This window comes from Lelliottia wanjuensis (genome assembly GCF_030238365.1).
Lineage (GTDB): Bacteria > Pseudomonadota > Gammaproteobacteria > Enterobacterales > Enterobacteriaceae > Enterobacter > Enterobacter wanjuensis.
Window position 1 is genome coordinate 140,693 of sequence record NZ_JASSOT010000066.1, and the last position, 23,251, is coordinate 163,943.

Below are 23,251 nucleotides of genomic sequence, written 5' to 3' on the forward strand. Positions count from 1 at the left end.
CTGGCGCAACACATCACATGGCTTTACCAAAGGTGTTGCACTGGGCCGGATCGCCGCTCGCAAAACCGCGTTTAAACCAGGTGTAGCGCTCTTCGGATGTGCCGTGGGTGAAGCTGTCCGGCACCACGCGGCCCTGACTCTGCTGTTGCAGACGGTCGTCGCCGATGGCCTGCGCGGCGTTCAGCGCCTCCTCCAGATCGCCGGACTCCAGCACGCCCTGCTGCTGCATGCTGTGGCCCCAGACGCCCGCGAAGCAGTCGGCCTGCAGTTCCATGCGAACGGACAGGCGGTTTACCTCGGTTTGAGAGGCGTTTTGCTGCAGCTGGCGCACTTTGGGCTCGATGCCGAGCAGTTTCTGCACGTGGTGGCCGACTTCATGGGCAATCACATAGCCCTGAGCGAAATCGCCGTCAGCGCCGAGCTTGCGTTTCATGTCGTCATAGAAGGAGAGATCGATATAGACGGTGCTGTCCGCCGGGCAGTAGAACGGGCCCATCACGGACTGGCCGGTGCCGCATCCCGTGCGCGTTGCGCCGCGGTACATCACCAGTTTTGGCTGCTGGTAGGTGCGACCCATTTTTTCGAACTGCTGGCTCCACGTATCTTCGGTGGTCGCCAGAATCACGGAGGTAAATTTGGCGGCTTCATCTTCGTTCGGGCTGATGGAGCGCTGAGATTGTTGCTGCTGTTGCACCGGTTCCCCGGTCATTAAACCGGTCAGATCGACACCGTAGTAGCCCGCCACCAGCACGATAAGCAGCAGCACAATGCCGCCTTTACCGCCGGGAAGCCGCATGCCGCCCCCGCCCATGGAGGGCCCCATGCCGCCACTGCTGCGCCTGTCTTCTACATTGTCACTTTCACGACGCCCTTGCCAGCGCATAACCACCTCGAAATTCTCTTCATATTGATAGAGTGATCGTAGGCGGTTAACGGGCGGATTACCATAGGAAACAAGGGTAAGAAGCCAAAGGATGTGCATATCCTTTGGCCTGCAAGGGAATTAATCGAGTTTAACGCCCAGACGATGCGCAACGGCTTCGTACGCTTCAATCAGGCCACCCAGGCTCTGACGGAAACGGTCTTTGTCCATTTTATCGAGGGTTTCTTTGTCCCACAGGCGGCTGCCGTCCGGGGAGAACTCATCGCCCAGCACCACTTCGCCTTTGTACAGACCGAACTCCAGTTTGAAATCGACGAGGATCAGGCCCGCGTCATCAAACAGCTTTTTCAGCACGTCGTTGGCTTTGTAGGTCAGCTCCTGCATGCGCGCCAGGTTCTCTTTGCTCACCCAGCCGAAGGTTTCGCAGTAGGATTCGTTGACCATCGGATCGTGCATTTCGTCATTTTTCAGGAACAGATCGAACAACGGCGGGTTCAGCTCGATGCCTTCTTCAATGCCCAGACGCTTCACCAGGGAGCCCGCGGCGCGGTTACGCACTACGCATTCGACCGGAACCATATCCAGTTTTTTCACCAGACACTCCGTATCGGACAGCAAGGCTTCCATCTGAGTCGGGATACCGGCTTCGGCGAGTTTGCTCATAATGAAATGGTTGAACTTGTTGTTCACCATGCCTTTACGGTCGAACTGCTCAATGCGCGCGCCATCCCCTGCTGACGTATCATTGCGGAACTCGAGCACCAACAGATCCGGGTTTTCGGTGCTGTATACGGTCTTCGCTTTGCCACGATACAACTCAGCTTGCTTCTGCATCTTCATTACTCCTGGTGTGATGATATGGTCAAAATCTCGGGATATTATGCCACGCACACGTTTGCGTAGCACGAAAATAAAAAGGGCTGGATTAACCAGCCCTGTTTTTTATTTGCTGAATGCAGCCTGGAAGACCGCCACCAGCGCATCGTTCTGCGACTGGGTCAGCGTGTGACCTTTCGGATCGATGAACTGCAAACTGCTGCGGTTATCGAGGTCACCGACCTGAATTTTGTAATCGCCGGAAGCGAGGCCCGGATCGCTGGCACCCAGATCTTTCCATGCGCTATCGGAAAGCGGTTTGTAGGTGGCCGTCATGCTGCCCGTTGAACGGGTGCTGTCGGTCACTTTCATACCGGCTTTTTCCAGCACGGCTGGCAGACGCTGCCAGGTCTGCTGGAACGGTGCACGCACCACCAACATTGGCAGACCGGTGTCATCGGCGGCGCTCTGCACGTCGAAGGTCACGCCACTGCGGCTCTGCGCGGAGTTCGCCGCATCGGTCGCGTTTTTATCGAGACCCGAGGCAATCACGTTCAGCATTTCGGTGCTGTAGCGCTGCAGGGATGCCGCATCCGCCACTGGCTTACCAGCCTGCTCCAGGTTCAGCAGCTTGACCGTGACGGCCTGCTGATAACCCTGTGGTTTGACAGAGACTTGATAACGACCACGGTACTGCTGATCTTCATCCAGACGGTTCCATTCGATCCAGTCGGTCGTCAGGCTCTGACTCGCGTCGTCGCGCTTATCAATGGCGTAATTTTTCGACTGAATCACGCTCACCACCTGCGGCCACAGGGTACTGTTTCGACCGTTTTCGACCAGCAGGGTTGCGGTGTCACCCGTAAACTGGGTACGCGCACCACTCACCAGCGCCAGAGGCTGTGCCGGTGGACGAATGTCCAGCGCTTTGCCCACTGCGCCACTGCCGTTGGTGACAGGAATATTGTAATCGCCGTTTTGAATCGGCAGGATCATACCCGCTGGCGCATGAAGTTCAGCAAGCGGCGCTGCATCCAGATAGGATTCATCACCGCTCACCTGGCGCTTGTAGCGCGAGTCTGAACTACAGGCGGCGAGGAGCATAACAAGCGAAACACCCGCAACCTTCGCCAGGCGCGACTTCTGTACTGAGTAAGCCATCAAATCTCCCTAAACTCTACAGCAAACCGGCATGCTTCAGCGCCCCGGTGACCACTTCACGACCATGGTCGGTAATGGGGGTCATCGGCAGACGCAGCGTGTCGGTCGCTACAAGTCCCAACTCCTTACATGCCCATTTCACTGGGATCGGATTGGGTTCGACAAATAATTTTGTGTGCAGCGGCATCAGACGCTGGTTAATCAAGCGAGCTTCGTCGAAATGACCCGCCGCAGCCAGTTTGCACATTTCGGCCATATCACGCGCCGCGATGTTAGAGGTCACGGAAATCACCCCGTGACCACCGAGCTGCATGAAGTCCAGCGCGGTCGCATCATCACCACTGAGCAGGATAAAGTCGTCTGAAACCAGCTCTTTGATCTGGTGAACGCGGCTTAAGTTCCCGGTCGCCTCTTTAATTGCGATAATATTTTTAACTTTCGAGAGACGGCCTACGGTTTCCGGCAGCATATCGCAGCCAGTGCGCGACGGCACATTATACAGAATTTGTGGCAAGTCAGTATGTTCAGCGATGGCTTTGAAATGCTGGAACAGACCTTCCTGGGTCGGGCGGTTGTAGTACGGGGTCACCGTCAGGCAGCCGACGATACCGCTGTTGTTGAAACGCTGGGTCAGGCTGATGGCCTCTGCGGTGGCATTTGCCCCCGTCCCGGCAATCACAGGGATACGCCCGTCCGCCAGTTCGACGGTCATCATCACCACATCGCCGTGTTCGTCATGGCTCAGGGTGGCGGATTCACCGGTAGTCCCTACGGAAACGATCGCCGAAGTCCCGTTGGCGACATGGTAATCAATCAGTTTTTTCAGGCTTGACCGGCAGACATTACCTTTCTCATCCATCGGCGTAACAAGCGCAACAATACTTCCCGTGAACATGGGCCATCCTCTGTGCAAACAAGATTCTCAATGGTACGTTTGGAACTGTAATAAAAGCAAGCGACGTAAGGCGTCCAGGCTGTTGTATGCACGTTTTTTTTATGCTTTCCTTAGGATGACTTAACCACGCAAAGGAAGAACAGGTTTGACAACCTCATCACAACATTACCTGGTTATCACTGCGCTGGGTGCCGACAGAGCCGGTATTGTGAACACCATCACCCGCCACGTCAGCAGTTGCGGCTGTAATATCGAAGACAGCCGCCTGGCCATGCTGGGCGACGAGTTCACCTTTATCATGCTGCTCTCCGGGACATGGAACGCGATTACGCTCATTGAATCCACTTTACCGCTTAAAGGCGCGGAGCTGGATTTGCTGATCGTGATGAAACGCACAACTGCGCGCCCGCGCCCGGCGATGCCGGCGACCGTCTGGGTGCAGGTTGAAGTCACCGACTCCCCGCATTTAATCGAACGTTTCACGGCTCTCTTTGACAGCCATCAGATGAACATCGCCGAACTGGTCTCCCGCACACAGCCGGGGCCTGTACCAAAATTGTTCATTCAGATCACCGCACACAGCCCTGCCTCACACGATGCATCAAATATTGAGCAAGCGTTCAAAGCACTCTGTACAGAACTCAATGCACAAGGCAGTATAAACGTCGTCAATTATTCGCAGCACGAACAGGATGGAGTTGAGTAATGAATCCACTGAAAGCCGGTGACATCGCACCGAAATTTAGCCTGCCCGATCAAGACGGCGAGCAAGTAAATTTGACCGACTTCCAGGGACAGCGTGTTCTGGTCTATTTCTACCCGAAAGCCATGACGCCAGGGTGTACCGTACAGGCGTGCGGTTTACGCGATAACATGGATGATTTGAAAAAAGCTGGGGTCGACGTGCTGGGTATCAGCACCGATAAATCAGAAAAACTGTCACGTTTCGCTGAAAAAGAGCTGCTGAACTTTACGCTGCTCTCCGATGAAGACCATCAGGTCTGCGAACAGTTTGGCGTCTGGGGCGAGAAGACCTTTATGGGCAAAACCTACGACGGCATTCATCGCATCAGTTTCCTGATCGATGCCGATGGCAAAGTTGAACATGTGTTTGACGATTTCAAAACCAGCAACCACCACGACGTGGTGCTCGACTGGCTGAAAGCGAACGCGTGAGTTGCTTGAGCCGTCTGCTGCCCGGCGGCGCTACGCTTGCACGGGCCTACAAATAAAACGCAAAAGGCAACCGAGAGGTTGCCTTTTTTAACATTGTAGGCCGGGTAAGCGCAGCGCCACCCGGCAAATTTACTCTTCCACGGCAGGCACATCCGGCCACGCGTGAACCACGGCTTTAATGAGCGTCGCCAGCGGTATCGCAAAGAACACGCCCCAGAAACCCCACAGACCGCCGAAAATCACCACCGACAGAATAATCACCAGCGGGTGCAGGTTCACCGCTTCCGAGAACAGCACCGGCACCAGCAGGTTGCCATCCAGCCCCTGAATAATCAGGTACACGGCGAAACAGCTCCAGAACTCAGTGCCGAGACCAAACTGGAACAGCGCCACGCCGACCACCGGAATCGTCACCACGAACGCGCCGATATAGGGGATCAGCACCGAGAAGCCCACCAGCACCGCCAACAGCAAGGAATAGTTCAGGCCGAAGATGATGAAGCCAATCCAGGTCGCGACGCCGACCACAATCATCTCCAGCACTTTGCCGCGAATGTAGTTGGTGATCTGCTGGTTCATCTCCTTCCACACCTGCCCTGCCAGACCGCGGTTGCGCGGCAGAATGCGGCGCACGGCGTTGAGCATCTGCTCTTTGTCCTTCACGAGGAAGAAGACCATCAGCGGCACCAGCACCAGATAGACCGCCAGCGTCAGCAGCCCCACCAGCGAAGCGAGGGAGTATTTCACCACCGAATCGCCCATCGTCATGATGCGGGCGCGCATGTTTTCCGCCATCGCATCAATAATGCCCGCGTCCATCAGCGCCGGATAACGACGCGGCAGCGTGGCGGCAAAATCGGAGAGTTTATTCAGCATCCCCGGCATATCGCGGATCAGGTAAATCCCCTGCTGCCAGGCCACGGGCATCACCACGAAGGACATCAACAGCAAAATCCCGACGAACAGGATCAGCACGATGCTGGTCGCCCAGCGGCGGGAGCAGCCGATTTTCTCCAGCCGAACCGTCGGCCATTCGAGGAGATAGGCCAGCACCAGGGCAACGAGAAGCGGCGCCAGCAGGCCACTGAAGAAGAATAAAATACCGAACCCGGCGACCAGAATGACCAGCAAAGCAATGGCTTCGGGATCGCTGAAACGACGCCGATACCACTGCATTAACATTTCGAGCATACAACCCTTCCCTGAATCTGATGGCTGGAGCGAGAGGCGAATTGTATCTAACTGTCACACAAAAGACTTTCCATTTTTGACGCGGCGTCACGAAACGCAAAAGGCCGACGCCGGGGATTTTCTTCACGCCCTAACACGGCTACACTCGCAGAGCAGTTGAAGGTGAACGATATGCACGTTCTTCGGTCAAATGGCTACATCCAAAATACAGGGCAGAGGTTATGTTCAGGCAGTTGAAAAAAACTCTGGTTGCAACGCTGATTGCCGCGCTGACTGTCGGCCAAATGGCGCCAGCTTTCGCTGACTCCGCCGATACATTGCCGGACATGGGTACCTCAGCAGGAAGCACGCTCTCCATCGGGCAAGAGATGCAGATGGGTGATTACTATGTGCGTCAGCTCCGCGGCAGCGCGCCGCTGATCAATGACCCTCTGCTGGTGCAATATATCAACGGGCTCGGCATGCGCCTCGTGGCCCACGCCGATTCGGTCAAAACCCCTTTCCACTTCTATTTAATCAATAACGACGAAATCAACGCCTTCGCCTTCTTCGGCGGCAACGTGGTGCTGCATTCGGCGTTATTCCGCTATTCCGATAACGAAAGCCAGCTTGCGTCGGTGATGGCGCACGAAATCTCCCACGTCACCCAACGCCATCTGGCGCGTGCGATGGAAGATCAGAAAAAGAATGCGCCCCTGACCTGGGTCGGTGCCTTAGGCTCGATTCTGCTGGCGATGGCCAGCCCGCAGGCCGGGATGGCGGCGTTAACCGGCACGCTCGCCGGAACGCGCCAGGGGATGATCAGCTTTACCCAGCAGAACGAACAGGAAGCGGACCGCATTGGCATTCAGGTGCTCCAGCGCTCCGGGTTTGATCCGCAGGCGATGCCGTCGTTCCTCGAAAAACTGCTCGACCAGGCGCGGTACTCTACCCGCCCACCGGAAATTTTGCTGACCCACCCCCTGCCGGAAAGCCGTCTATCCGATGCGCGTAACCGCGCCAACCAGATGCGTCCGGTCGTCGTTCAGTCGTCGCAGGATTTCTACATGGCGAAGGTCAGAACCCTCGGCATGTACAATTCCGGGCGTAACCAGCTGACGGGCGAACTGCTCGATGCGCTGGCGAAAGGCAACGTCCGCGAGCAGAACGCGGCGCAGTACGGCCGCGCGCTGCAGGCGATGGAAACCAGCAAATACGATGAAGCGCGCAAAGCACTCCAGCCGCTGCTGGCCGCCGATCCGAACAACGCCTGGTATCTGGATCTCTCGACCGATATTGATTTAGGGCAGAAGAAAACAGCCGATGCGATTAACCGCCTGAAAAACGCCAAAGATCTGCGCACCAATCCGGTGTTGCAGCTCAACCTGGCGAACGCTTACTTACAGGGCGGTCAGCCCAAGGACGCGGCGACGATTCTGAATCGCTACACGTTTGACCACAAAGACGATCAAAACGGCTGGGATCTGCTGGCGCAGACCGAAGCGCAGCTCGGCAACCGCGATCAGGAGCTGGCCGCGCGCGCCGAAGGTTTTGCCCTGGTAGGGCGCCTGGATCAGTCGATTTCCCTGTTAAGCAGCGCCAGTTCGCAGGTCAAACTGGGCAGCCTGCAGCAGGCACGTTACGACGCCCGAATCGATCAGCTGCGCGGGTTGCAGCAACGCTTCAAGCCGTACGAGAAGATGTAATAAGGAGAAGTCATGTCAGACGCGGTAAAAATTTATCACAACCCTCGCTGCTCCAAGAGCCGCGACACCCTGAGCCTGTTGAAATCTAACGGCATTGACCCTGAAGTGGTGTTGTATCTGGACACCCCGCCGGACGCCGCCACCATCCGCCAGCTCCTGCACATGCTGGGTATGACGAGCGCACGGGAGCTGATGCGCCAGAAAGAGGATCTGTATAAGTCCTTAAACCTTGATGACAGCCACCTGTCTGAAGAGGACCTGATTCAGGCGATGGTCGAAAATCCTAAGCTAATGGAACGCCCGATTGTGGTCGCCAACGGTGAAGCGCGCATTGGCCGCCCGCCGGAAGATGTGCTCGAAATCCTCAACTAAACATTGCGCCGCAGTGCTTCGAGAAAAGCCTGCGGCGTCGTGTCTCCCAGCTTTTTCTGCGCTTTGCCCTGATTGTAAAACTCCCCGATCCGCATCAGCAGTTGCCCTGCCGGTTCCACATTCACCCGCGGAATAATCTCGCCAAGCGGGACCGTCACCTGCACCGCACTGTGCTTCGCCGCGCTGTTTTTTATCACCACACCGTCCAGGTTTAAACGCGTGGTAAAACCGAAAGTCTCAACGGATTGGATATCAGCCGGGCAGGCTTTCAGCAGCTCTTTCGCCCAGTTCGCCACCAGCTGCGGCGAAATTCCCGCGTAAAGCCGGGCGAAACACCAGCCGCTAATCGGCTCCCGCGCCCACAGGAGATGTTGCTCGCCGCCGTCATCCATATGCAGCGAGAGCGGGAGATGATGCAGCTCCAGCCGCTGCGGCATAAGACCCGCTTTTAGCGCCTTTGTACCCTGCAGTGGCGCGCCCTGGCGCGATGCCGCAGCGGGTTTCAGGTAGCGATTGAGCGTCGCGCGCGAAACGCTGATCCCCAGTCCTTCAGTCACCAGCAGCAAAAGTTCGTCCAGCGGCGCACCGGTGGCGTCGCGCAGGGCATTAATCAATGACACCTGCTCTTGTCTCATCGCTTTGTGTATCACTTTTGGCGTCGTATGGTTATCTGAAACCTGCTCGCGCTTGCGCCAGCGCCGGACGGTAGTGACCGAAATGCCCAGCTCCACGGCCAGCTCTCTGTCGCTTTTATCAGACTCCTGCAGATAGCGACGGGTGCGCGGTGTGGTGGTGGCATTGGCGTGCAGTTTAATTTCCATCCCAAATCCTCAGTGGAATTTCTTATAACTAATCTCATGAGATTTATATTAACAACGCGATTACATTGTGACCTGTTTCACCTTTCGGTGGCAACGCTTCGCTGATAATCCTCAGACATAACACAAACAACGTCACTCGATCTTGTACGGAGTTCACAATGAACAATGTTCTGGGATTTATGGAAGCAAAATTGATGCCGCTGGCGGCCAAAACGGCTCAGCAGCGTCATCTGGGTGCCATTCGTGGCGCGTACGTTTCATTCATGCCATTTATCATCGTCGGGTCGATCCTGCTGGTGATCTCGTCGTTTCCGAATCAGACCTATCAGCAATTTATGTCGTCAGCCTTCGGCGAAAGCTGGAGCTCGATTATCGAGATCCCGTTTAACGCCGTCTTCTCCACCATGTCGCTGTTTATCAGCTTCCTGGTCGCCTTCCGTCTGGCGGAGCATTACGGCGAAGACCGCATCTCGTGCGGGATCCTGGCGCTGGTCAGCTTCCTGATCCTGACACCGTTTATCAAAGTGGCGGAGAACGGCGGCATTACCGTGATGCCGGTCGAGTGGATTGGCAGTAAAGGGCTGTTCGTGGCGATGATTGGCTCGCTGCTGTGGACGGAGCTGTTCTGCTGGCTGAAGCGCAAAAATCTGGTGATCAAAATGCCAGAGGGGGTACCGCCCGCGGTGCAGGAGTCTTTTGCCGCGCTGATCCCCGCCCTGGTGGTGATGATCCTGGTGCTGGTGATCCGCATCCTGTTTGAAAACACCCATTACCACACCATCCATCAGTTCATCTATGAAGTGGTCGCCACGCCGGTGCGTCACTACGGCACCTCCTATTTCGGCGCGCTGATGACGGTGTTCAGCATCACCATTTTGTGGTCCGTGGGCATTAACTCCGGGTCGATGATCAACGGCATCATCCGTCCGCTGTGGATGGAGAACCAGACCGACAACATCGCCGCCATTCAGGCGGGTGTGACGCCGCCGCACATTATCACCGAACAGTTTTTCGACATGATCTGGATGGGCGGCGCGGGTGCCACGCTGTCGCTGGTGATTGCGATGCTGATTTTTGCCCGCAGTAAAAACATGCGCGAAGTGGCGCGGCTCGGTGCGGGCGCGTCGGTGTTTAACATCAACGAACCGATTCTATTCGGCCTGCCGGTGATCATGAACCCGATCATGCTGATTCCGTTTAACCTGGTGCCGCTGGTGTTAGTCACCGTCCAGTATGCGGCGATGAAAATTGGCGCCGTCGCCGTGACGACCGGGGTGTTTATTCCCTGGACGCTGCCGCCGGTGATCAGCGGATTTATCGTCACCGGGCACATTAGCGGCAGCGTGATGCAACTGCTCAACCTGCTGATCGGCGCGATGCTCTATCTGCCGTTTATGCGCATTCTGGACAAACAGTACCGCGCGGCGGAAATCGCCACCGCGACGCAACCCGAAGCCACACTGGCTAAACAGGAGTAAAGCATGTGGGGAATTATCGCAACCTGGCGAATGGCGCTGGAAGGAGTGACGGAGTCTGCGTCTGCGCTGGCTGCGGGGAAGCCGGTTTCGACGGCGGTAGTGGATGCCGTTGCTGCCGTTGAAGACTTCCCGTTTTACAAGTCCGTCGGCTACGGCGGGCTGCCTACCGAAAATGGCGAGGTGGAACTCGACGCCGCCTATATGGACGGCGACACCCTGGCCTTCGGCGCAGTGGGCAACCTGGTGGATATCGCCAACCCGGTGCGGGTCGCTCAGGCGCTCAGCCGCCAGCGCTACAACAGCCTGCTGGTCGGCCAGGGCGCGCGCGAGTGGGCGCTGAGTCAGGGCTTTTCGGACAAAACCATGCTCACTGACCGGGCGATGCAGCACTACCGCAAGCGCTGTCGAGAAACGCTGGATAAGGGCTTAAGCCCCTATGACGGCCACGACACCGTCGGCATTATCGGGCTCGATAAACAGGGTTCGATGAGCGTTGCCACCTCCACCAGCGGCCTGTTTATGAAAAAACGCGGGCGCATCGGGGATTCACCGATCATCGGTTCAGGTTTTTACTGCGACAGCGAAACGGGGGCGGCCACCGCCACTGGCGTGGGTGAAGACCTGATGAAAGGCTGCACCAGCTACGAAATCGTCCGCCGCATGGCGCAGGGCATGACGCCGCAGCAGGCCGCGGATTCCGTGGTCTTCGAGCTGGAAGATAAGCTGATGTCGCGCTTTGGCCGCGTGGGCGATCTCTCGGTGGTGTGCATGAATAACAAAGGCGAGTTTGGTGCAGCGACCAATATCAAAACCTTCTCGTTTGTGGTCGCTACCGCCACTCAGCCGTTAACCGTTTTTCGCACCGAACGCCTGCGCGAGAAAACCCACTATCAGGCCGTGGATGACGAATGGATGCAGGCCTATGCCGCGCGGATCCGCGCCCCGATTGAGGAATAACCATGATCACCTGTGAGCTGATGACCACTCTTGCAGCAGCAAAACCTGAGACACATCTGCTGGCGCGCCCGTCCTGCGCGCAACTGCCGGATACCGCCCTGATTCGTGAAATGCGTGAACTCACAAGCGTAGCGGATACGCGCTTCGGCTGCGCGCCCTTCGCTCGCATCACCCTGCTGCCGGACGCCCTGTGGCAGGATGCGCTGACCGACGGATTAGTGAACGCCCTGCGTCCGCTGTTTGCCACGCCCGTCAGCGAGAATGTGGTGATAGATGTCAGCCATATTCACGACACCGTGCTGGCTCAGGTGCTGCGCTTTCTGTTCAACCAGGCGCATAAACTCAGTGATTTGCAGCTGAAGAAAAAAGACGACTCTACTGTTCGGATTCGCCACATCGCCGCGCTTTGTCTGCCTGAGCAGCGAGAGCGTTTGGCGAAAATCATCCAGCAGCAGCAGGCCATCGCCAACGGAATGATCGCCGCGCGTCGTCTGGCGGATACACCGTCCGATCGCTGCACGCCGCAATATGTGGTCGACGAAGCCCAAACGCTCTGTGCCGCCTTCCCTGCCTTGCGCTGCGAAGTGCTCGATGAAAAACAGATCGTGGAACAAGGTCTTGGTCTGCTGCATGCCGTGGGCAAAGGGGCCACCTGCCCGCCGCGCCTGCTGGCGATTCATTACGACGGCACAAATGACGGTCCGGTTCGCTGTTACGTCGGCAAAGGGATCACTTTTGATACGGGCGGTCTGTGGCTGAAAGAAGGCGCGGGCATGTACACCATGAAGTACGACATGTGCGGCGCGGCTAACGTGTTGGGGCTGATGCTCACGGTGGCTGAACTCAAACTCCCAGTGAAGATTATGGGCGTGCTGGCGCTGGCGGAAAACGCCATCGGCCCGGACGCCATGCAGCCGGGAACCGTGGCGCGGGCCTGTAACGGTCTGACGGTGGAGATCAACAATACCGACGCCGAAGGACGACTGGTGCTGGCCGATGCCATCGCCTGGGCGAGCCAGCGGCATCCGCAGGCGCACTACATCATTGATATGGCAACGTTAACCGGCGCGGTAGTGAAGGCGCTGGGCTATGAGCTGAGCGGATTGATGACGCAGAACGAGATGTTGCGGGATCATCTGACCCAGGCAGGGATCAGGAGCGGGGACGAAGTGTGGTCGCTGCCGCTGGACGCGCGGCTGAAAAAGCAGACGGAGAGTACGATTGCCGATCTGTGCAATACCCCGACCAACAACGCGGCGATCAGCGCGTCAGCGGCGTGGCTATTGCATCATTTTTGTCCGCCGACGATTCCGTGGGCGCACCTGGATATCAGCGGGACCGCGTTGTGGCGTGAAGGCGGGAGAAGCGTGGCGTCAGGACGGCCGATTCCGTTATTAGTCGAGCATTTGTTAGCGGATATCGAATCGTAGGCCCGTGCAAGCGAAGCGCCGCCGGGCAACAAAGCCGGGTGGCGGCTTCGCCTTACCCGGCCTACGGCTCTATAACTTCAACGTCTCTTTCACAAACGGAATGGTCAGCTTGCGCTGGGCGGTGATAGACGCGTGGTCGAGCTGATCCAGCGTATCAAACAGGGTGCGCATCTCGCGATCCAGCCGTTTTAACAGAAAACGTCCCACGTCTTCCGGCAGCTCAAACCCGCGTAACCGCGAGCGCAACTGCAGCGCCTGAAGTTTGTCTTCATCGGAGAGCGGCTGCAGCTTGTAAATTTGTCCCCAGTCGAGACGAGACGCCAGGTCCGGTAATCCGAGATTCAGCTGGCGTGGTGGGCGATCGCCGGTGATCAGCAACCGGGTTTTCCCCGATTCCAGAATCCGGTTGTAGAGGTTAAACATCGCCATTTCCCACAGCTCATCCCCGGCGATGCATTCGATATTGTCGATGCAAACCAGCGAAAGATGTTCCATGCCGTCGAGCACTTCCGGGACAAACCAGGTGCGCTTATCCAGCGGCACGTAGCCTACCGCGTCGCCGCGCTGGGAAAGCTCCGCGCAGGCGGCGTGCAGCAGATGGCTGCGTCCCGCGCCTTCGCGTGACCAGATATAAATGTATCCGCTGTGCTCCTGGCGTAACACGTTTTGCAGTGCAGCCAGTAAAGAGGGGTTATCGCCCGGCCAGAAACTCGCGAAAGTTTCGTCGTCAGGAAGATAAAGTGGCAGAGAGAGCTGTGCCGGTCCGTTCAGAAATACCTCGATCAAGGTCTCACATAAAATCGGGAGGGAGTTTATCACGGAACCCGCGATGAGAGAACCGGGCGGATCGTCCGCCCGGATTCAGGATCAATGTGACGCTTTTTCGCTCTCCTGAGCGTCCAGCACTTCTTCTTCCGGGCGAAGCACAGAGATCAGCTTGAAGATCAGGCTCAGGCCCACGCCAACGATAGTCGCCAGCGCCATTCCTTTCAGCTCTGCCGCACCGATGTGCACCTTCGCGCCGCTCACGCCGATGATCAGGATAACGGAGGTCAGGATCAGGTTCTGCGTTTTGTTGTAATCCACTTTGGATTCAATCAGCACGCGAATACCGGACGCACCAATCACCCCGTACAGCAGCAGAGAGACACCACCGATCACCGGAACCGGGATAATCTGGATCGCCGCCGCCAGTTTCCCGACGCAGGAGAGCAGAATCGCAAAGATCGCCGCTCCGCCAATCACCCAGGTACTGTAGACGCGGGTAATCGCCATCACGCCGATGTTCTCACCGTAGGTGGTGTTTGGCGTGGAGCCGAAGAAACCGGAGATCATGGTCGACAGACCGTTGGCAAACATCGAACGGTGCAGGCCAGGGTCGCGGATCAGATCTTTTTTGACGATGTTCGCCGTCACCACCAGGTGGCCGACGTGCTCGGCAATCACCACCAGCGCTGCAGGCAGGATGGTGAAGATCGCAAACCACTCAAAGCGTGGCGTGTAGAAGGTTGGCAGCGCGAACCAGTGCGCCTGGGCAATCGGGGAGGTATCCACCACGCCCATCGCGAAGGAGAGCGCGTAGCCCGCCAGCACCCCAATCAGAATCGGGATAATCGCCAGGAAACCGCGGAACAGCACCGAACCGAAGACGGTCACGCCCAGAGTCACCAGCGAAATAATGATGGTTTTGGATTCCGGGGATTGTCCGTCCGCAGGCAGCAGACCAGCCATGTTCGCCGCCACACCCGCAAGCTCGAGGCCGATGACGGCAACGATTGCGCCCATCGCCGCAGGCGGGAACATCACGTCCAGCCAGCCGGTCCCGGCTTTCTTCACAATGAAAGCCACCAGGCAGAACAGCGCGCCACACATAATAAAACCGCCCAGCGCCACTTCGTAGCCTAACGGCAGCAGCAGCAGGACCGGGGAGATAAACGCAAAGCTGGAGCCCAGATACGCCGGGATTTTGCCTTTACAGATGAAAAGGTACAGCAGCGTGCCGACGCCGTTGAACAGCAGTACGGTGGCCGGGTTGATGTGAAACAGGATGGGCACCAGTACGGTTGCGCCAAACATGGCAAACAAGTGCTGCAAACTAAGCGGGATCGTCTGCAAAAGCGGCGGTCTTTCACTCACCCCGATAGTACGGCGCGTCATAGTGTTTTCCTCTAAGTATTGTGAGTTGTTTGTGTTTTATTCAAAAAAAAGCCGACTATCAAAGTCGGCTTCTTTATCGTTATTCGATCACTTCGTACCAAAAATCTTGTCGCCGGCATCGCCGAGCCCCGGGATGATGTACCCGTGCTCGTTCAGCCCCTGGTCGATAGAGGCGGTATACAGCTCAACGTCCGGGTGCGCTTTTTCCAGCGCCGCGATACCTTCCGGTGCCGCAACCAGTACCAGCACCTTGATGCTGTTACAGCCGGCATTTTTCAGCAGGTCGATGGTGGCGATCATGGAGCCGCCGGTGGCGAGCATTGGGTCAACGACCAGCGCCATACGCTCGTCGATGTTAGACACCAGCTTCTGGAAATACGGGACGGGTTCGAGAGTTTCTTCGTTACGGTAGATACCGACTACGCTGATACGCGCGCTCGGTACGTGCTCCAGCACGCCTTCCATCATGCCCAGACCTGCGCGCAGGATTGGCACCACGGTAATTTTTTTACCTTTGATCTGCTCAACCTGGACCGGGCCGTTCCAGCCTTCGATGGTCACTTTTTCAGTTTCCAGGTCAGACGTTGCTTCGTAAGTCAGTAAGCTTCCAACTTCAGAGGCCAGTTCGCGAAAACGCTTCGTGCTGATGTCATGCTCACGCATCAGGCCCAGCTTGTGTTTAACGAGTGGGTGTTTCACTTCCACAATCTTCATTCTCATTCTCCTCTGAGGTGGCTACCGCAAAAAAAATCGCCGGATTATACCGCTTTTTTCCGGGTTCGCCATACCCATCTTGCTTGATGCCGATCAAGCAAAGTGGATTAGGGAGCGATAGTGAGTATAAAACAGGAAAAAAAAGAAGGGAGTTTTGCCGGGTGGAGGTAAAGGCAAAACGGCAACCCGGTTGCCGTTTTTGGTGTTTGCGCCCTCTCCCGTGGGAGAGGGTCGGGGTGAGGGCACCAGACCGCAGAGGCTTATGGCCCGTGCAAGCGCAGCGCCGCCGGGCGATTACAGGTCTGCGCCGTTAGTGGCGATCACCTTCTGATACCAGTCGAAAGATTTTTTCTTGCTACGGTTCAGGGTGCCGTTACCTTCGTTGTCTTTATCAACAAAAATAAAGCCGTAACGTTTTTTCATCTCGCCGGTTCCGGCAGAGACCAGATCGATACAACCCCACGGGGTGTAACCCATCAGATCCACGCCATCTTCGACGACCGCTTTTTTCATCTCGCGGATATGGGCGTCGAGATAATCGATGCGGTACTGGTCATTGACCGTGCCGTCGCTCTCCTGCACGTCGATCGCCCCGAAGCCGTTCTCAACGATAAACAGCGGCAACTGGTAGTGATCCCAGAACCAGTTCAGGGAGTAGCGCAGGCCCACCGGGTCAATCTGCCAGCCCCAGTCGGATTTCTGCACGTACGGGTTGGAAACGAGGCTTTTGCTTTCGTCATAATCAAGCTGCGGATTATCCGGCGTGGCTTTGGTCGCGAACGACATGTAATAGCTGAAGCCGATGTAATCGACACAGCCCTGCTTCAGAGCTGCAATGTCTTCGTCGGTAATATCCAGCTCGAAACCGCGGCGCTCAAAGTAGTTCAGCAGATGCTGCGGATATTTCCCGCGCACGTGAACGTCGGTGAACCAGTAGCGACGGTGCATGGCGTTCATCGCCATCATGATGTCGTTTGGCGCGCAGCTCAGCGGATAGATTGGGCACATGGCAATCATGCAGCCGATTTGCAGGGATGGATTGATTTCACGTCCGGCTTTCACTGCCAGGGCGCTGGCCACCAGCTCATAGTGCGCGGCCTGGAACATCACAGGCTCGCGATCTTCACCCTCTTCGTATTTCAGGCCGGAGTTGGTGAAGGGTGCGAAATCTTCGTGGAAGTTGGCCTGGTTGTTGATCTCGTTGAAGGTCATCCAGTACTTCACTTTGTGCTGATAACGCTTGAAGCAGACGCTGGCGAAACGCACGAACATGTCGATCAACTTACGGTTGCGCCAGCCGCCGTATTCGGTCACCAGATGGAAAGGCATCTCGAAGTGCGACAGGGTAATCACCGGCTCGATACCGTGTTTCAGGCATTCATCGAACAGGTCGTCGTAGAATTTCAGACCGGCTTCGTTAGGCTCCAGCTCGTCACCTTTCGGGAAAATGCGCGTCCAGGCAATGGAGGTGCGGAAACATTTAAAGCCCAGTTCGGCGAAAAGTTTGATGTCTTCTTTGTAGCGATGGTAAAAATCGATGGCTTCGTGGTTCGGGTAGTTTTTTCCCTGGATGACGCCCTGGGTGATTTCACGCGGTACGCCGTGCGCCCCGACCGTCATCACGTCCGCGACGCTTATCCCCTTGCCGCCCTCTTTCCAGCCACCTTCCAGCTGATGCGCCGCCACCGCGCCGCCCCACAGAAAACCTTCTTTAAATCCTGACATACCTTTTCCCTCATTCTGCGTTATTTTCTGCAAAAACAATTACAGAAACCGGTTTCAGTCAAATCATGTGCAATGGCTTAGCCTGTTGCAAGCAGATTACCGAAACCGGTTTCATTTTCGTGAACGGTATCAAGTTTGTCCTCGCCCAATGCAAAAATGTGTAAATTTTCAGCGACTTTTTTTGACCGCAGAATAGGCTCGCAAACGTTTGCCTGGACTGTTAGAATTGCGCCGATTTTTCTTACTATGCTATGCGTGGGGACTTAAGCCGTGACCAACAAAACTTCTCTCAGCTATAAAGATGCCGGTGTTGATATTGACGCAGGTAATGCGCTGGTTGACCGAATCAAAGGTGTGGTCAAAAAGACTCGCCGCCCTGAAGTGATGGGTGGTCTGGGTGGATTTGGCGCGCTGTGCGCACTGCCGCAAAAATATCGTGAGCCTGTTCTGGTTTCTGGCACTGACGGCGTGGGCACGAAGCTGCGTCTGGCGATGGATCTCAAACGTCACGACACCATCGGGATCGACCTGGTGGCCATGTGTGTGAACGACCTCGTGGTGCAGGGTGCTGAACCCCTCTTCTTCCTCGACTACTACGCCACCGGCAAACTGGACGTGGATACCGCCTCCAGCGTCATCACCGGTATCGCCGAAGGCTGCCTGCAGTCTGGCTGCGCGCTGGTCGGCGGCGAAACCGCAGAGATGCCGGGCATGTACCACGGTGAAGATTACGACGTCGCGGGCTTCTGCGTCGGCGTGGTAGAAAAATCAGAAATTATCGACGGCAGCAAAGTGGCCGATGGCGATGTCCTGATTGCCCTTGGCTCAAGCGGCCCGCACTCTAACGGTTACTCCCTGGTGCGTAAGATCCTCGAAGTGAGCGGCTGCGACCCGGAAACCACCGAGCTCGACGGCAAACCGCTGGCCGATCACCTGCTGGCACCGACCCGTATCTACGTGAAAAACATTCTTGAGCTGATCGAGAACGTTGACGTTCACGCCATTGCGCACCTGACCGGCGGCGGCTTCTGGGAAAACATCCCGCGCGTGCTGCCTGACAATACGCAGGCGGTAATCGACGAGTCCTCCTGGCAGTGGCCAGCCGTGTTCAACTGGCTGCAGACTGCGGGCAACGTCAGCCAGCACGAAATGTATCGCACCTTCAACTGCGGCGTCGGCATGCTGATTGCCCTGCCTGCCAGCGAAGCGGATAAAGCCGTTGAGCTGATGAAGGCGAAAGGTGAAAACGCGTGGAAAATCGGTATCATCAAAGCTTCTGATTCCGAACAGCGCGTGGTCATTGAATGAAAAATATTGTGGTGCTCATTTCCGGCAACGGAAGCAATTTGCAGGCAATCATCGACGCCTGCAAACAGAAACAGATCAATGGCACCATTCGCGCAGTATTCAGCAACAAGGCCGATGCGTTCGGCCTTGAGCGTGCGCGGGATGCCCATATCCCGGCGCACGCGCTGGAAGCCTCACAGTTTGCCAGTCGTGAAGCCTTTGACCGCGAGCTGGTGCAAGAGATCGACGCCTACGCGCCGGATGTCGTGGTGCTGGCCGGGTATATGCGCATCTTAAGCCCGGGGTTTGTCTCTCACTATTCCGGCCGCCTGCTGAACATCCACCCTTCTCTTCTGCCGAAATATCCCGGTCTGCACACCCACCGTCAGGTGCTGGAGAATGGCGACGAGGAGCATGGTACCTCCGTGCATTTCGTCACCGACGAGCTGGACGGCGGGCCGGTGATTTTGCAGGCCAAAATTCCGGTGTTTGATGGCGACGACGAAGACGACATCACCGAGCGCGTCCAGACGCAGGAGCACGCCATTTATCCGTTAGTGGTGAGCTGGTTTGTCGACGGGCGTCTTGAGATGCGCGATAACGCCGCCTGGCTGGATGGCGTGAAGCTGCCCGCGCAGGGACATGCGGCGGACGAGTAGTCTGTTTTGCCCGGCGGCGCTGCGCTTGCACGGGCCTACGGTTTTTGTAGGTCGGGTAAGCGCAGCGCCACCCGACACGCCTTCATCCCCCACCAACTCCCTAAATTCCCCCAGAAAAAAAATTAACTGTCATACTTTTCTGGCACAGTTGGACATCTCGTGTCAAAGCTCGCCATAATAGAATCGAGACGGATTTGCTGCGTCCCGTGATTGAAACGGAGTGTAAGTTGTAATGGGTCAGGAAAAGTTATACATCGAGAAAGAGCTAAGCTGGTTGGCGTTCAACGAACGTGTGCTTCAGGAAGCGGCTGATAAAAGCAATCCGCTGATTGAGCGTATGCGTTTTCTGGGTATTTATTCCAATAACCTGGATGAATTCTACAAGGTCCGTTTTGCCGAACTGAAACGGCGGATCATCATCAGCGAAGAGCAAGGTCTGAACTCCCATTCACGCCATCTGCTGGGAAAAATCCAGGCGCGCGTCCTGAAAGCGGACCAGGAATTTGACGGTCTGTATAACGAGCTGCTGCTCGAGATGGCACGCAACCAAATCTTCCTGATTAATGAACGTCAGCTTTCCGCCAATCAACAAACCTGGCTGCGCCACTACTTCAAACACTATCTGCGCCAGCACATCACCCCTATTCTTATCAATCGCGAAACGGATCTGGTGCAGTTCCTGAAAGATGACTACACCTATCTGGCGGTTGAGATTATTCGTGGGGACTCCATTCGCTATGCGCTGCTGGAGATCCCGTCGGACAAAGTCCCGCGCTTTGTGAACCTGCCGCCGGAAACGCCGCGCCGCCGCAAGCCGATGATCCTGCTTGATAACATCCTGCGCTACTGCCTCGACGATATTTTCAAAGGCTTCTTCGATTACGACGCGCTGAACGCCTATTCCATGAAAATGACCCGTGACGCCGAGTACGACCTGGTGCACGAGATGGAAGCCAGCCTGATGGAGCTGATGTCCTCCAGCCTGAAACAACGTCTGACCGCCGAACCGGTGCGCTTTGTGTATCAGCGCGACATGCCGGACGCGATGGTCGAAATGCTGCGCGACAAGCTGACCATCTCCCGCTACGATTCCATCGTGCCAGGCGGGCGTTACCACAACTTTAAAGACTTTATTGGCTTCCCGAACGTCGGCAAAGCCAATCTGGTCAACAAACCGCTGCCGCGCCTGCGCCATATCTGGTTCGATAAATTCCGTAACGGATTCGACGCCATCCGCGAGCGCGACGTACTGCTTTACTATCCGTACCACACCTTTGAGCACGTGCTGGAACTGCTGCGCCAGGCCTCGTTCGACCCGAACGTGCTGGCGATCAAAATCAACATCTACCGCGTGGCAAAAGACTCGCGCATTATTGATGCGATGATCCACGCCGCGCACAACGGTAAAAAAGTGACGGTGGTGGTTGAGCTGCAGGCGCGTTTCGACGAAGAGGCAAACATCCACTGGGCGCGTCGTCTGACGGAAGCCGGTGTACACGTCATCTTCTCCGCCCCTGGCCTGAAAATTCACGCCAAGCTGTTCCTGATTTCCCGAAAAGAAGGCGACGACGTGGTGCGCTACGCCCACATCGGGACCGGTAACTTTAACGAGAAAACCGCGCGACTCTATACGGACTACTCGCTGCTGACCGCCGACGCGCGCATCACCAACGAAGTGCGTCGGGTGTTTAACTTCATCGAAAACCCGTACCGCCCGGTGAGCTTCGACTATCTGCTGGTCTCCCCGCAGAACTCGCGCCGCCTGCTGTATGCGATGATCGACAAAGAGATCGCCGCTGCGCAAAAAGGTGAACCGTCGGGTATCACGCTCAAACTAAACAACCTGGTCGACAAAGGTCTGGTGGATCGCCTGTATGCGGCCTCCAGCACCGGTGTGCCGGTGAATTTACTGATCCGCGGCATGTGCTCGTTGATTCCAGAACTGGAAGGCATCAGCGACAATATTCGCGTGACCAGCATCGTGGACCGTTATCTGGAACACGACAGGATCTATATTTTTGAAAACGGTGGCGATAAACAGGTGTATCTCTCTTCCGCGGACTGGATGACGCGTAATATTGATTACCGAATTGAAGTCGCCACCCCGCTGCTGGACCCGCGTCTCAAGCAGCAAATCCTCGATATTATTGAGCTGCAACTCAGCGACACAGTGAAGGCTCGCTATATCGACAAAGAACTGAGTAACCGCTACGTGCAGCGCGGCAACCGCCGTAAAGTGCGCTCACAACTGGCGATTTACGACTATATCAAATCACTCGAGCAACCTGATTAACCTATGCCGATAAATGATAAGACGCCACGCCCGCAGGAGTTTGCTGCGGTCGATTTAGGTTCTAACAGCTTCCATATGGTCATCGCCCGCGAGGTCGACGGAGCCATGCAGATCATCGGGCGCCTCAAGCAGCGCGTTCATCTCGCCGATGGTCTTGACGACAAAAATATGCTCAGCGAAGAGGCGATGGAGCGCGGCTTAGCCTGCCTGTCGCTGTTCGCCGAACGCTTGCAGGGTTTTTCAGCGTCGAGTGTTTGCATCGTTGGAACGCACACCCTGCGTCAGGCGCTGAACGCGCCGGAGTTTCTCAAACGCGCGGAAAAAGTGATCCCCTACCCGATTGAAATCATCTCAGGTAACGAAGAAGCGCGTCTGATTTTCATGGGTGTGGAACACACTCAGCCGGAAAAAGGCCGCAAGCTGGTGATCGACATCGGCGGTGGTTCCACTGAGCTGGTCATTGGCGAAGACTTCGAGCCGAAGCTGGTCGAGAGCCGCCGTATGGGCTGCGTCAGCTTTGCGCAGATGTATTTCCCTGGCGGCACCATAAACCGGGAAAACTTCCAGCGCGCGAAAATGGCGGCGGTGCAAAAGCTGGAATCCCTCGCCTGGCAGTATCGCATTCAGGGCTGGAACGTTGCCCTCGGAGCGTCTGGCAGTATCAAGGCAGCGCATGAAGTATTGCTGGCGATGGGCGAAAAAGACGGGATTATCACCCCGGAGCGCCTGGAGTTATTGCGCGAAGAGGTGCTGAAACATAAAAGCTTTGATGCCCTGAGCCTGCCGGGCTTGTCCGACGAGCGTAAAGCGGTGTTTGTGCCGGGCCTGGCGATCCTGTGCGGCGTCTTCGATGCGCTGGCAATCCGCGAGCTGCGCCTGTCCGACGGTGCATTGCGCGAAGGCGTACTGTACGAAATGGAAGGCCGTTTCCGTCATCAGGATATCCGCAGCCGTACCGCGCAAAGCCTGGCGAATCAGTACAACATCGACCGTGAACAGGCGAAGCGCGTTCTGGAAACCACCACGCACATTTACGAGCAGTGGGAAGCGCAGAATCCGAAGCTGGCGCATCCGCAACTGGCTGCCCTGCTGAAATGGGCAACGATGCTGCACGAAGTGGGCCTGAATATTAACCACAGCGGCATGCACCGCCACTCCGCCTATATTCTGCAAAACAGCGATCTGCCGGGCTTCAACCAGGAGCAGCAGACGATGATGGCGACCCTCGTGCGCTATCACCGTAAAGCGATCAAACTGGACGATCTGCCGCGCTTCACGCTGTTCAAGAAAAAACAGTTCCTGCCGCTGATCCAGCTGCTGCGCTTAGGCGTACTGCTGAATAACCAGCGTCAGGCGACCACCACACCGCCAACGCTGATTCTTAAAACCGACGACCATCACTGGACGCTCAGTTTCCCGCACGACTGGTTTAGCCAGAATGCGCTGGTACTGCTGGATCTCGAAAAAGAGCAGCAGTACTGGGAAGGTGTGACCGGCTGGTTGCTGAAAATTGAAGAAGAGCAGTCGCCGGACGTCGCGGCGTAATGCTCT

21 protein-coding genes are annotated in these 23,251 nt (G+C 56.5%); 11 read left to right on the top strand and 10 right to left on the bottom strand.

Going from position 1 to position 23,251, the window contains the following annotated elements:
• Nucleotides 1-13 precede the first annotated feature (13 nt).
• The 4 genes from ypfJ to dapA form a co-directional block, all read right to left on the bottom strand.
• The gene (ypfJ, locus tag QQF33_RS19710) at nt 14-883 is read right to left on the bottom strand and encodes a KPN_02809 family neutral zinc metallopeptidase (protein ID WP_285146850.1); all 870 of its coding nucleotides are present in this window, start codon (nt 881-883) and stop codon (nt 14-16) included.
• Nucleotides 884-1,003: 120 nt separating this feature from the next.
• A complete protein-coding gene (gene purC, locus QQF33_RS19715) occupies nt 1,004-1,717 on the bottom strand; it encodes a phosphoribosylaminoimidazolesuccinocarboxamide synthase (RefSeq protein ID WP_095282862.1) in 714 nt (237 codons plus the stop codon).
• A gap of 108 nt (nt 1,718-1,825) precedes the next feature.
• A complete protein-coding gene (bamC, locus tag QQF33_RS19720) occupies nt 1,826-2,860 on the bottom strand; it encodes an outer membrane protein assembly factor BamC (RefSeq protein WP_282495487.1) in 1,035 nt (344 codons plus the stop codon).
• Nucleotides 2,861-2,876: 16 nt separating this feature from the next.
• Nucleotides 2,877-3,755 (bottom strand): 4-hydroxy-tetrahydrodipicolinate synthase, encoded by an 879-nt coding sequence (dapA, locus tag QQF33_RS19725; RefSeq protein WP_282495488.1) that lies wholly within the window; start codon nt 3,753-3,755, stop codon nt 2,877-2,879.
• A 145-nt stretch (nt 3,756-3,900) separates the two neighbouring features.
• Here dapA and QQF33_RS19730 point away from each other — a divergent pair, with 145 nt between their 5' ends.
• Both QQF33_RS19730 and bcp read left to right on the top strand, forming a co-directional pair.
• Nucleotides 3,901-4,461: a glycine cleavage system transcriptional repressor gene (locus QQF33_RS19730; RefSeq protein WP_282495489.1), complete on the top strand. Its 561-nt coding sequence runs from the start codon at nt 3,901-3,903 to the stop codon at nt 4,459-4,461.
• On the top strand, nt 4,461-4,931 hold the full coding sequence (bcp, locus tag QQF33_RS19735; protein ID WP_100779347.1) for a thioredoxin-dependent thiol peroxidase: 471 nt from the start codon (nt 4,461-4,463) through the stop codon (nt 4,929-4,931). Before QQF33_RS19730 ends, bcp begins: the two co-directional genes overlap by 1 nt.
• 129 nt (nt 4,932-5,060) lie before the next feature.
• Here bcp and QQF33_RS19740 read toward each other — a convergent pair whose 3' ends face one another.
• A complete protein-coding gene (locus QQF33_RS19740; protein ID WP_282495490.1) occupies nt 5,061-6,122 on the bottom strand; it encodes an AI-2E family transporter in 1,062 nt (353 codons plus the stop codon).
• A gap of 221 nt (nt 6,123-6,343) precedes the next feature.
• On the opposite strand from QQF33_RS19740, the gene bepA reads away from it, so the two are divergent.
• Together bepA and arsC are read left to right on the top strand one after the other, a co-directional pair.
• Nucleotides 6,344-7,807 (top strand): beta-barrel assembly-enhancing protease, encoded by a 1,464-nt coding sequence (bepA, locus tag QQF33_RS19745; protein ID WP_285158459.1) that lies wholly within the window; start codon nt 6,344-6,346, stop codon nt 7,805-7,807.
• 12 nt (nt 7,808-7,819) lie between these two features.
• Nucleotides 7,820-8,179 (top strand): arsenate reductase (glutaredoxin), encoded by a 360-nt coding sequence (gene arsC / locus QQF33_RS19750; RefSeq protein ID WP_285146852.1) that lies wholly within the window; start codon nt 7,820-7,822, stop codon nt 8,177-8,179.
• On the opposite strand, the gene QQF33_RS19755 is transcribed toward arsC, so the two are convergent.
• Nucleotides 8,176-9,000 carry an XRE family transcriptional regulator gene (locus tag QQF33_RS19755; protein WP_285158460.1) on the bottom strand — a complete coding sequence of 275 codons (825 nt, stop codon included), beginning with the start codon at nt 8,998-9,000 and terminating at the stop codon, nt 8,176-8,178. The genes arsC and QQF33_RS19755 overlap by 4 nt on opposite strands.
• Nucleotides 9,001-9,158: 158 nt before the next feature.
• Between QQF33_RS19755 and celB the strand changes: the two genes are divergently transcribed.
• Genes celB through QQF33_RS19770 form a run of 3 tightly spaced genes read left to right on the top strand, consistent with a single transcriptional unit; the run spans nt 9,159 to nt 12,865 of the window.
• Nucleotides 9,159-10,478: a PTS cellobiose transporter subunit IIC gene (gene celB / locus QQF33_RS19760; RefSeq protein WP_285158461.1), complete on the top strand. Its 1,320-nt coding sequence runs from the start codon at nt 9,159-9,161 to the stop codon at nt 10,476-10,478.
• A 3-nt stretch (nt 10,479-10,481) separates the two neighbouring features.
• Nucleotides 10,482-11,435: a N(4)-(beta-N-acetylglucosaminyl)-L-asparaginase gene (locus QQF33_RS19765; RefSeq protein ID WP_285146856.1), complete on the top strand. Its 954-nt coding sequence runs from the start codon at nt 10,482-10,484 to the stop codon at nt 11,433-11,435.
• Nucleotides 11,436-11,437: 2 nt separating this feature from the next.
• On the top strand, nt 11,438-12,865 hold the full coding sequence (locus QQF33_RS19770) for a leucyl aminopeptidase family protein (protein ID WP_285158462.1): 1,428 nt from the start codon (nt 11,438-11,440) through the stop codon (nt 12,863-12,865).
• Nucleotides 12,866-12,934: 69 nt separating this feature from the next.
• Here the strand turns inward: QQF33_RS19770 and QQF33_RS19775 are convergent, their stop codons facing one another.
• The 4 genes from QQF33_RS19775 to QQF33_RS19790 all read right to left on the bottom strand — a co-directional run bounded on the left by QQF33_RS19775 (nt 12,935) and on the right by QQF33_RS19790 (nt 17,461).
• Entirely contained in the window at nt 12,935-13,636 is a 702-nt protein-coding gene (locus QQF33_RS19775) for a DnaA inactivator Hda (protein ID WP_282495522.1), read from the bottom strand.
• Nucleotides 13,637-13,732: 96 nt separating this feature from the next.
• The gene (gene uraA, locus QQF33_RS19780) at nt 13,733-15,022 is read right to left on the bottom strand and encodes a uracil permease (RefSeq protein WP_095282874.1); all 1,290 of its coding nucleotides are present in this window, start codon (nt 15,020-15,022) and stop codon (nt 13,733-13,735) included.
• Between the two features lie 87 nt (nt 15,023-15,109).
• Nucleotides 15,110-15,736, bottom strand: coding sequence for a uracil phosphoribosyltransferase (upp, locus tag QQF33_RS19785; RefSeq protein ID WP_023308769.1), 627 nt, complete (start codon nt 15,734-15,736; stop codon nt 15,110-15,112).
• Nucleotides 15,737-16,030: 294 nt separating this feature from the next.
• A complete protein-coding gene (locus QQF33_RS19790; RefSeq protein WP_285158463.1) occupies nt 16,031-17,461 on the bottom strand; it encodes a 6-phospho-beta-glucosidase in 1,431 nt (476 codons plus the stop codon).
• A gap of 270 nt (nt 17,462-17,731) precedes the next feature.
• Between QQF33_RS19790 and purM the strand changes: the two genes are divergently transcribed.
• The 4 genes from purM to ppx all read left to right on the top strand — a co-directional run bounded on the left by purM (nt 17,732) and on the right by ppx (nt 23,245).
• Complete coding sequence (gene purM / locus QQF33_RS19795; protein WP_285146861.1) at nt 17,732-18,769, top strand: phosphoribosylformylglycinamidine cyclo-ligase; 1,038 nt, start codon at nt 17,732-17,734, stop codon at nt 18,767-18,769.
• Entirely contained in the window at nt 18,766-19,407 is a 642-nt protein-coding gene (gene purN / locus QQF33_RS19800) for a phosphoribosylglycinamide formyltransferase (RefSeq protein ID WP_285158464.1), read from the top strand. The genes purM and purN overlap by 4 nt, the downstream gene beginning before the upstream one ends.
• Nucleotides 19,408-19,639: 232 nt before the next feature.
• Nucleotides 19,640-21,700 (top strand): polyphosphate kinase 1, encoded by a 2,061-nt coding sequence (gene ppk1 / locus QQF33_RS19805; RefSeq protein WP_282495500.1) that lies wholly within the window; start codon nt 19,640-19,642, stop codon nt 21,698-21,700.
• 3 nt (nt 21,701-21,703) lie between these two features.
• Nucleotides 21,704-23,245 (top strand): exopolyphosphatase, encoded by a 1,542-nt coding sequence (gene ppx, locus QQF33_RS19810; RefSeq protein WP_282495501.1) that lies wholly within the window; start codon nt 21,704-21,706, stop codon nt 23,243-23,245.
• Nucleotides 23,246-23,251 lie beyond the last annotated feature (6 nt).

Coding starts and splice junctions, on each gene's coding strand:
- ypfJ (WP_285146850.1), bottom strand. CDS start 883: ATGCGCTGGCAAGGGCGTCGTGAAAGTGACAATGTAGAAGACAGGCGC.
- purC (WP_095282862.1), bottom strand. CDS start 1,717: ATGCAGAAGCAAGCTGAGTTGTATCGTGGCAAAGCGAAGACCGTATAC.
- bamC (WP_282495487.1), bottom strand. CDS start 2,860: ATGGCTTACTCAGTACAGAAGTCGCGCCTGGCGAAGGTTGCGGGTGTT.
- dapA (WP_282495488.1), bottom strand. CDS start 3,755: ATGTTCACGGGAAGTATTGTTGCGCTTGTTACGCCGATGGATGAGAAA.
- bcp (WP_100779347.1), top strand. CDS start 4,461: ATGAATCCACTGAAAGCCGGTGACATCGCACCGAAATTTAGCCTGCCC.
- QQF33_RS19740 (WP_282495490.1), bottom strand. CDS start 6,122: ATGCTCGAAATGTTAATGCAGTGGTATCGGCGTCGTTTCAGCGATCCC.
- bepA (WP_285158459.1), top strand. CDS start 6,344: ATGTTCAGGCAGTTGAAAAAAACTCTGGTTGCAACGCTGATTGCCGCG.
- arsC (WP_285146852.1), top strand. CDS start 7,820: ATGTCAGACGCGGTAAAAATTTATCACAACCCTCGCTGCTCCAAGAGC.
- QQF33_RS19755 (WP_285158460.1), bottom strand. CDS start 9,000: ATGGAAATTAAACTGCACGCCAATGCCACCACCACACCGCGCACCCGT.
- celB (WP_285158461.1), top strand. CDS start 9,159: ATGAACAATGTTCTGGGATTTATGGAAGCAAAATTGATGCCGCTGGCG.
- QQF33_RS19765 (WP_285146856.1), top strand. CDS start 10,482: ATGTGGGGAATTATCGCAACCTGGCGAATGGCGCTGGAAGGAGTGACG.
- QQF33_RS19770 (WP_285158462.1), top strand. CDS start 11,438: ATGATCACCTGTGAGCTGATGACCACTCTTGCAGCAGCAAAACCTGAG.
- uraA (WP_095282874.1), bottom strand. CDS start 15,022: ATGACGCGCCGTACTATCGGGGTGAGTGAAAGACCGCCGCTTTTGCAG.
- upp (WP_023308769.1), bottom strand. CDS start 15,736: ATGAAGATTGTGGAAGTGAAACACCCACTCGTTAAACACAAGCTGGGC.
- QQF33_RS19790 (WP_285158463.1), bottom strand. CDS start 17,461: ATGTCAGGATTTAAAGAAGGTTTTCTGTGGGGCGGCGCGGTGGCGGCG.
- purN (WP_285158464.1), top strand. CDS start 18,766: ATGAAAAATATTGTGGTGCTCATTTCCGGCAACGGAAGCAATTTGCAG.
- ppk1 (WP_282495500.1), top strand. CDS start 19,640: ATGGGTCAGGAAAAGTTATACATCGAGAAAGAGCTAAGCTGGTTGGCG.
- ppx (WP_282495501.1), top strand. CDS start 21,704: ATGCCGATAAATGATAAGACGCCACGCCCGCAGGAGTTTGCTGCGGTC.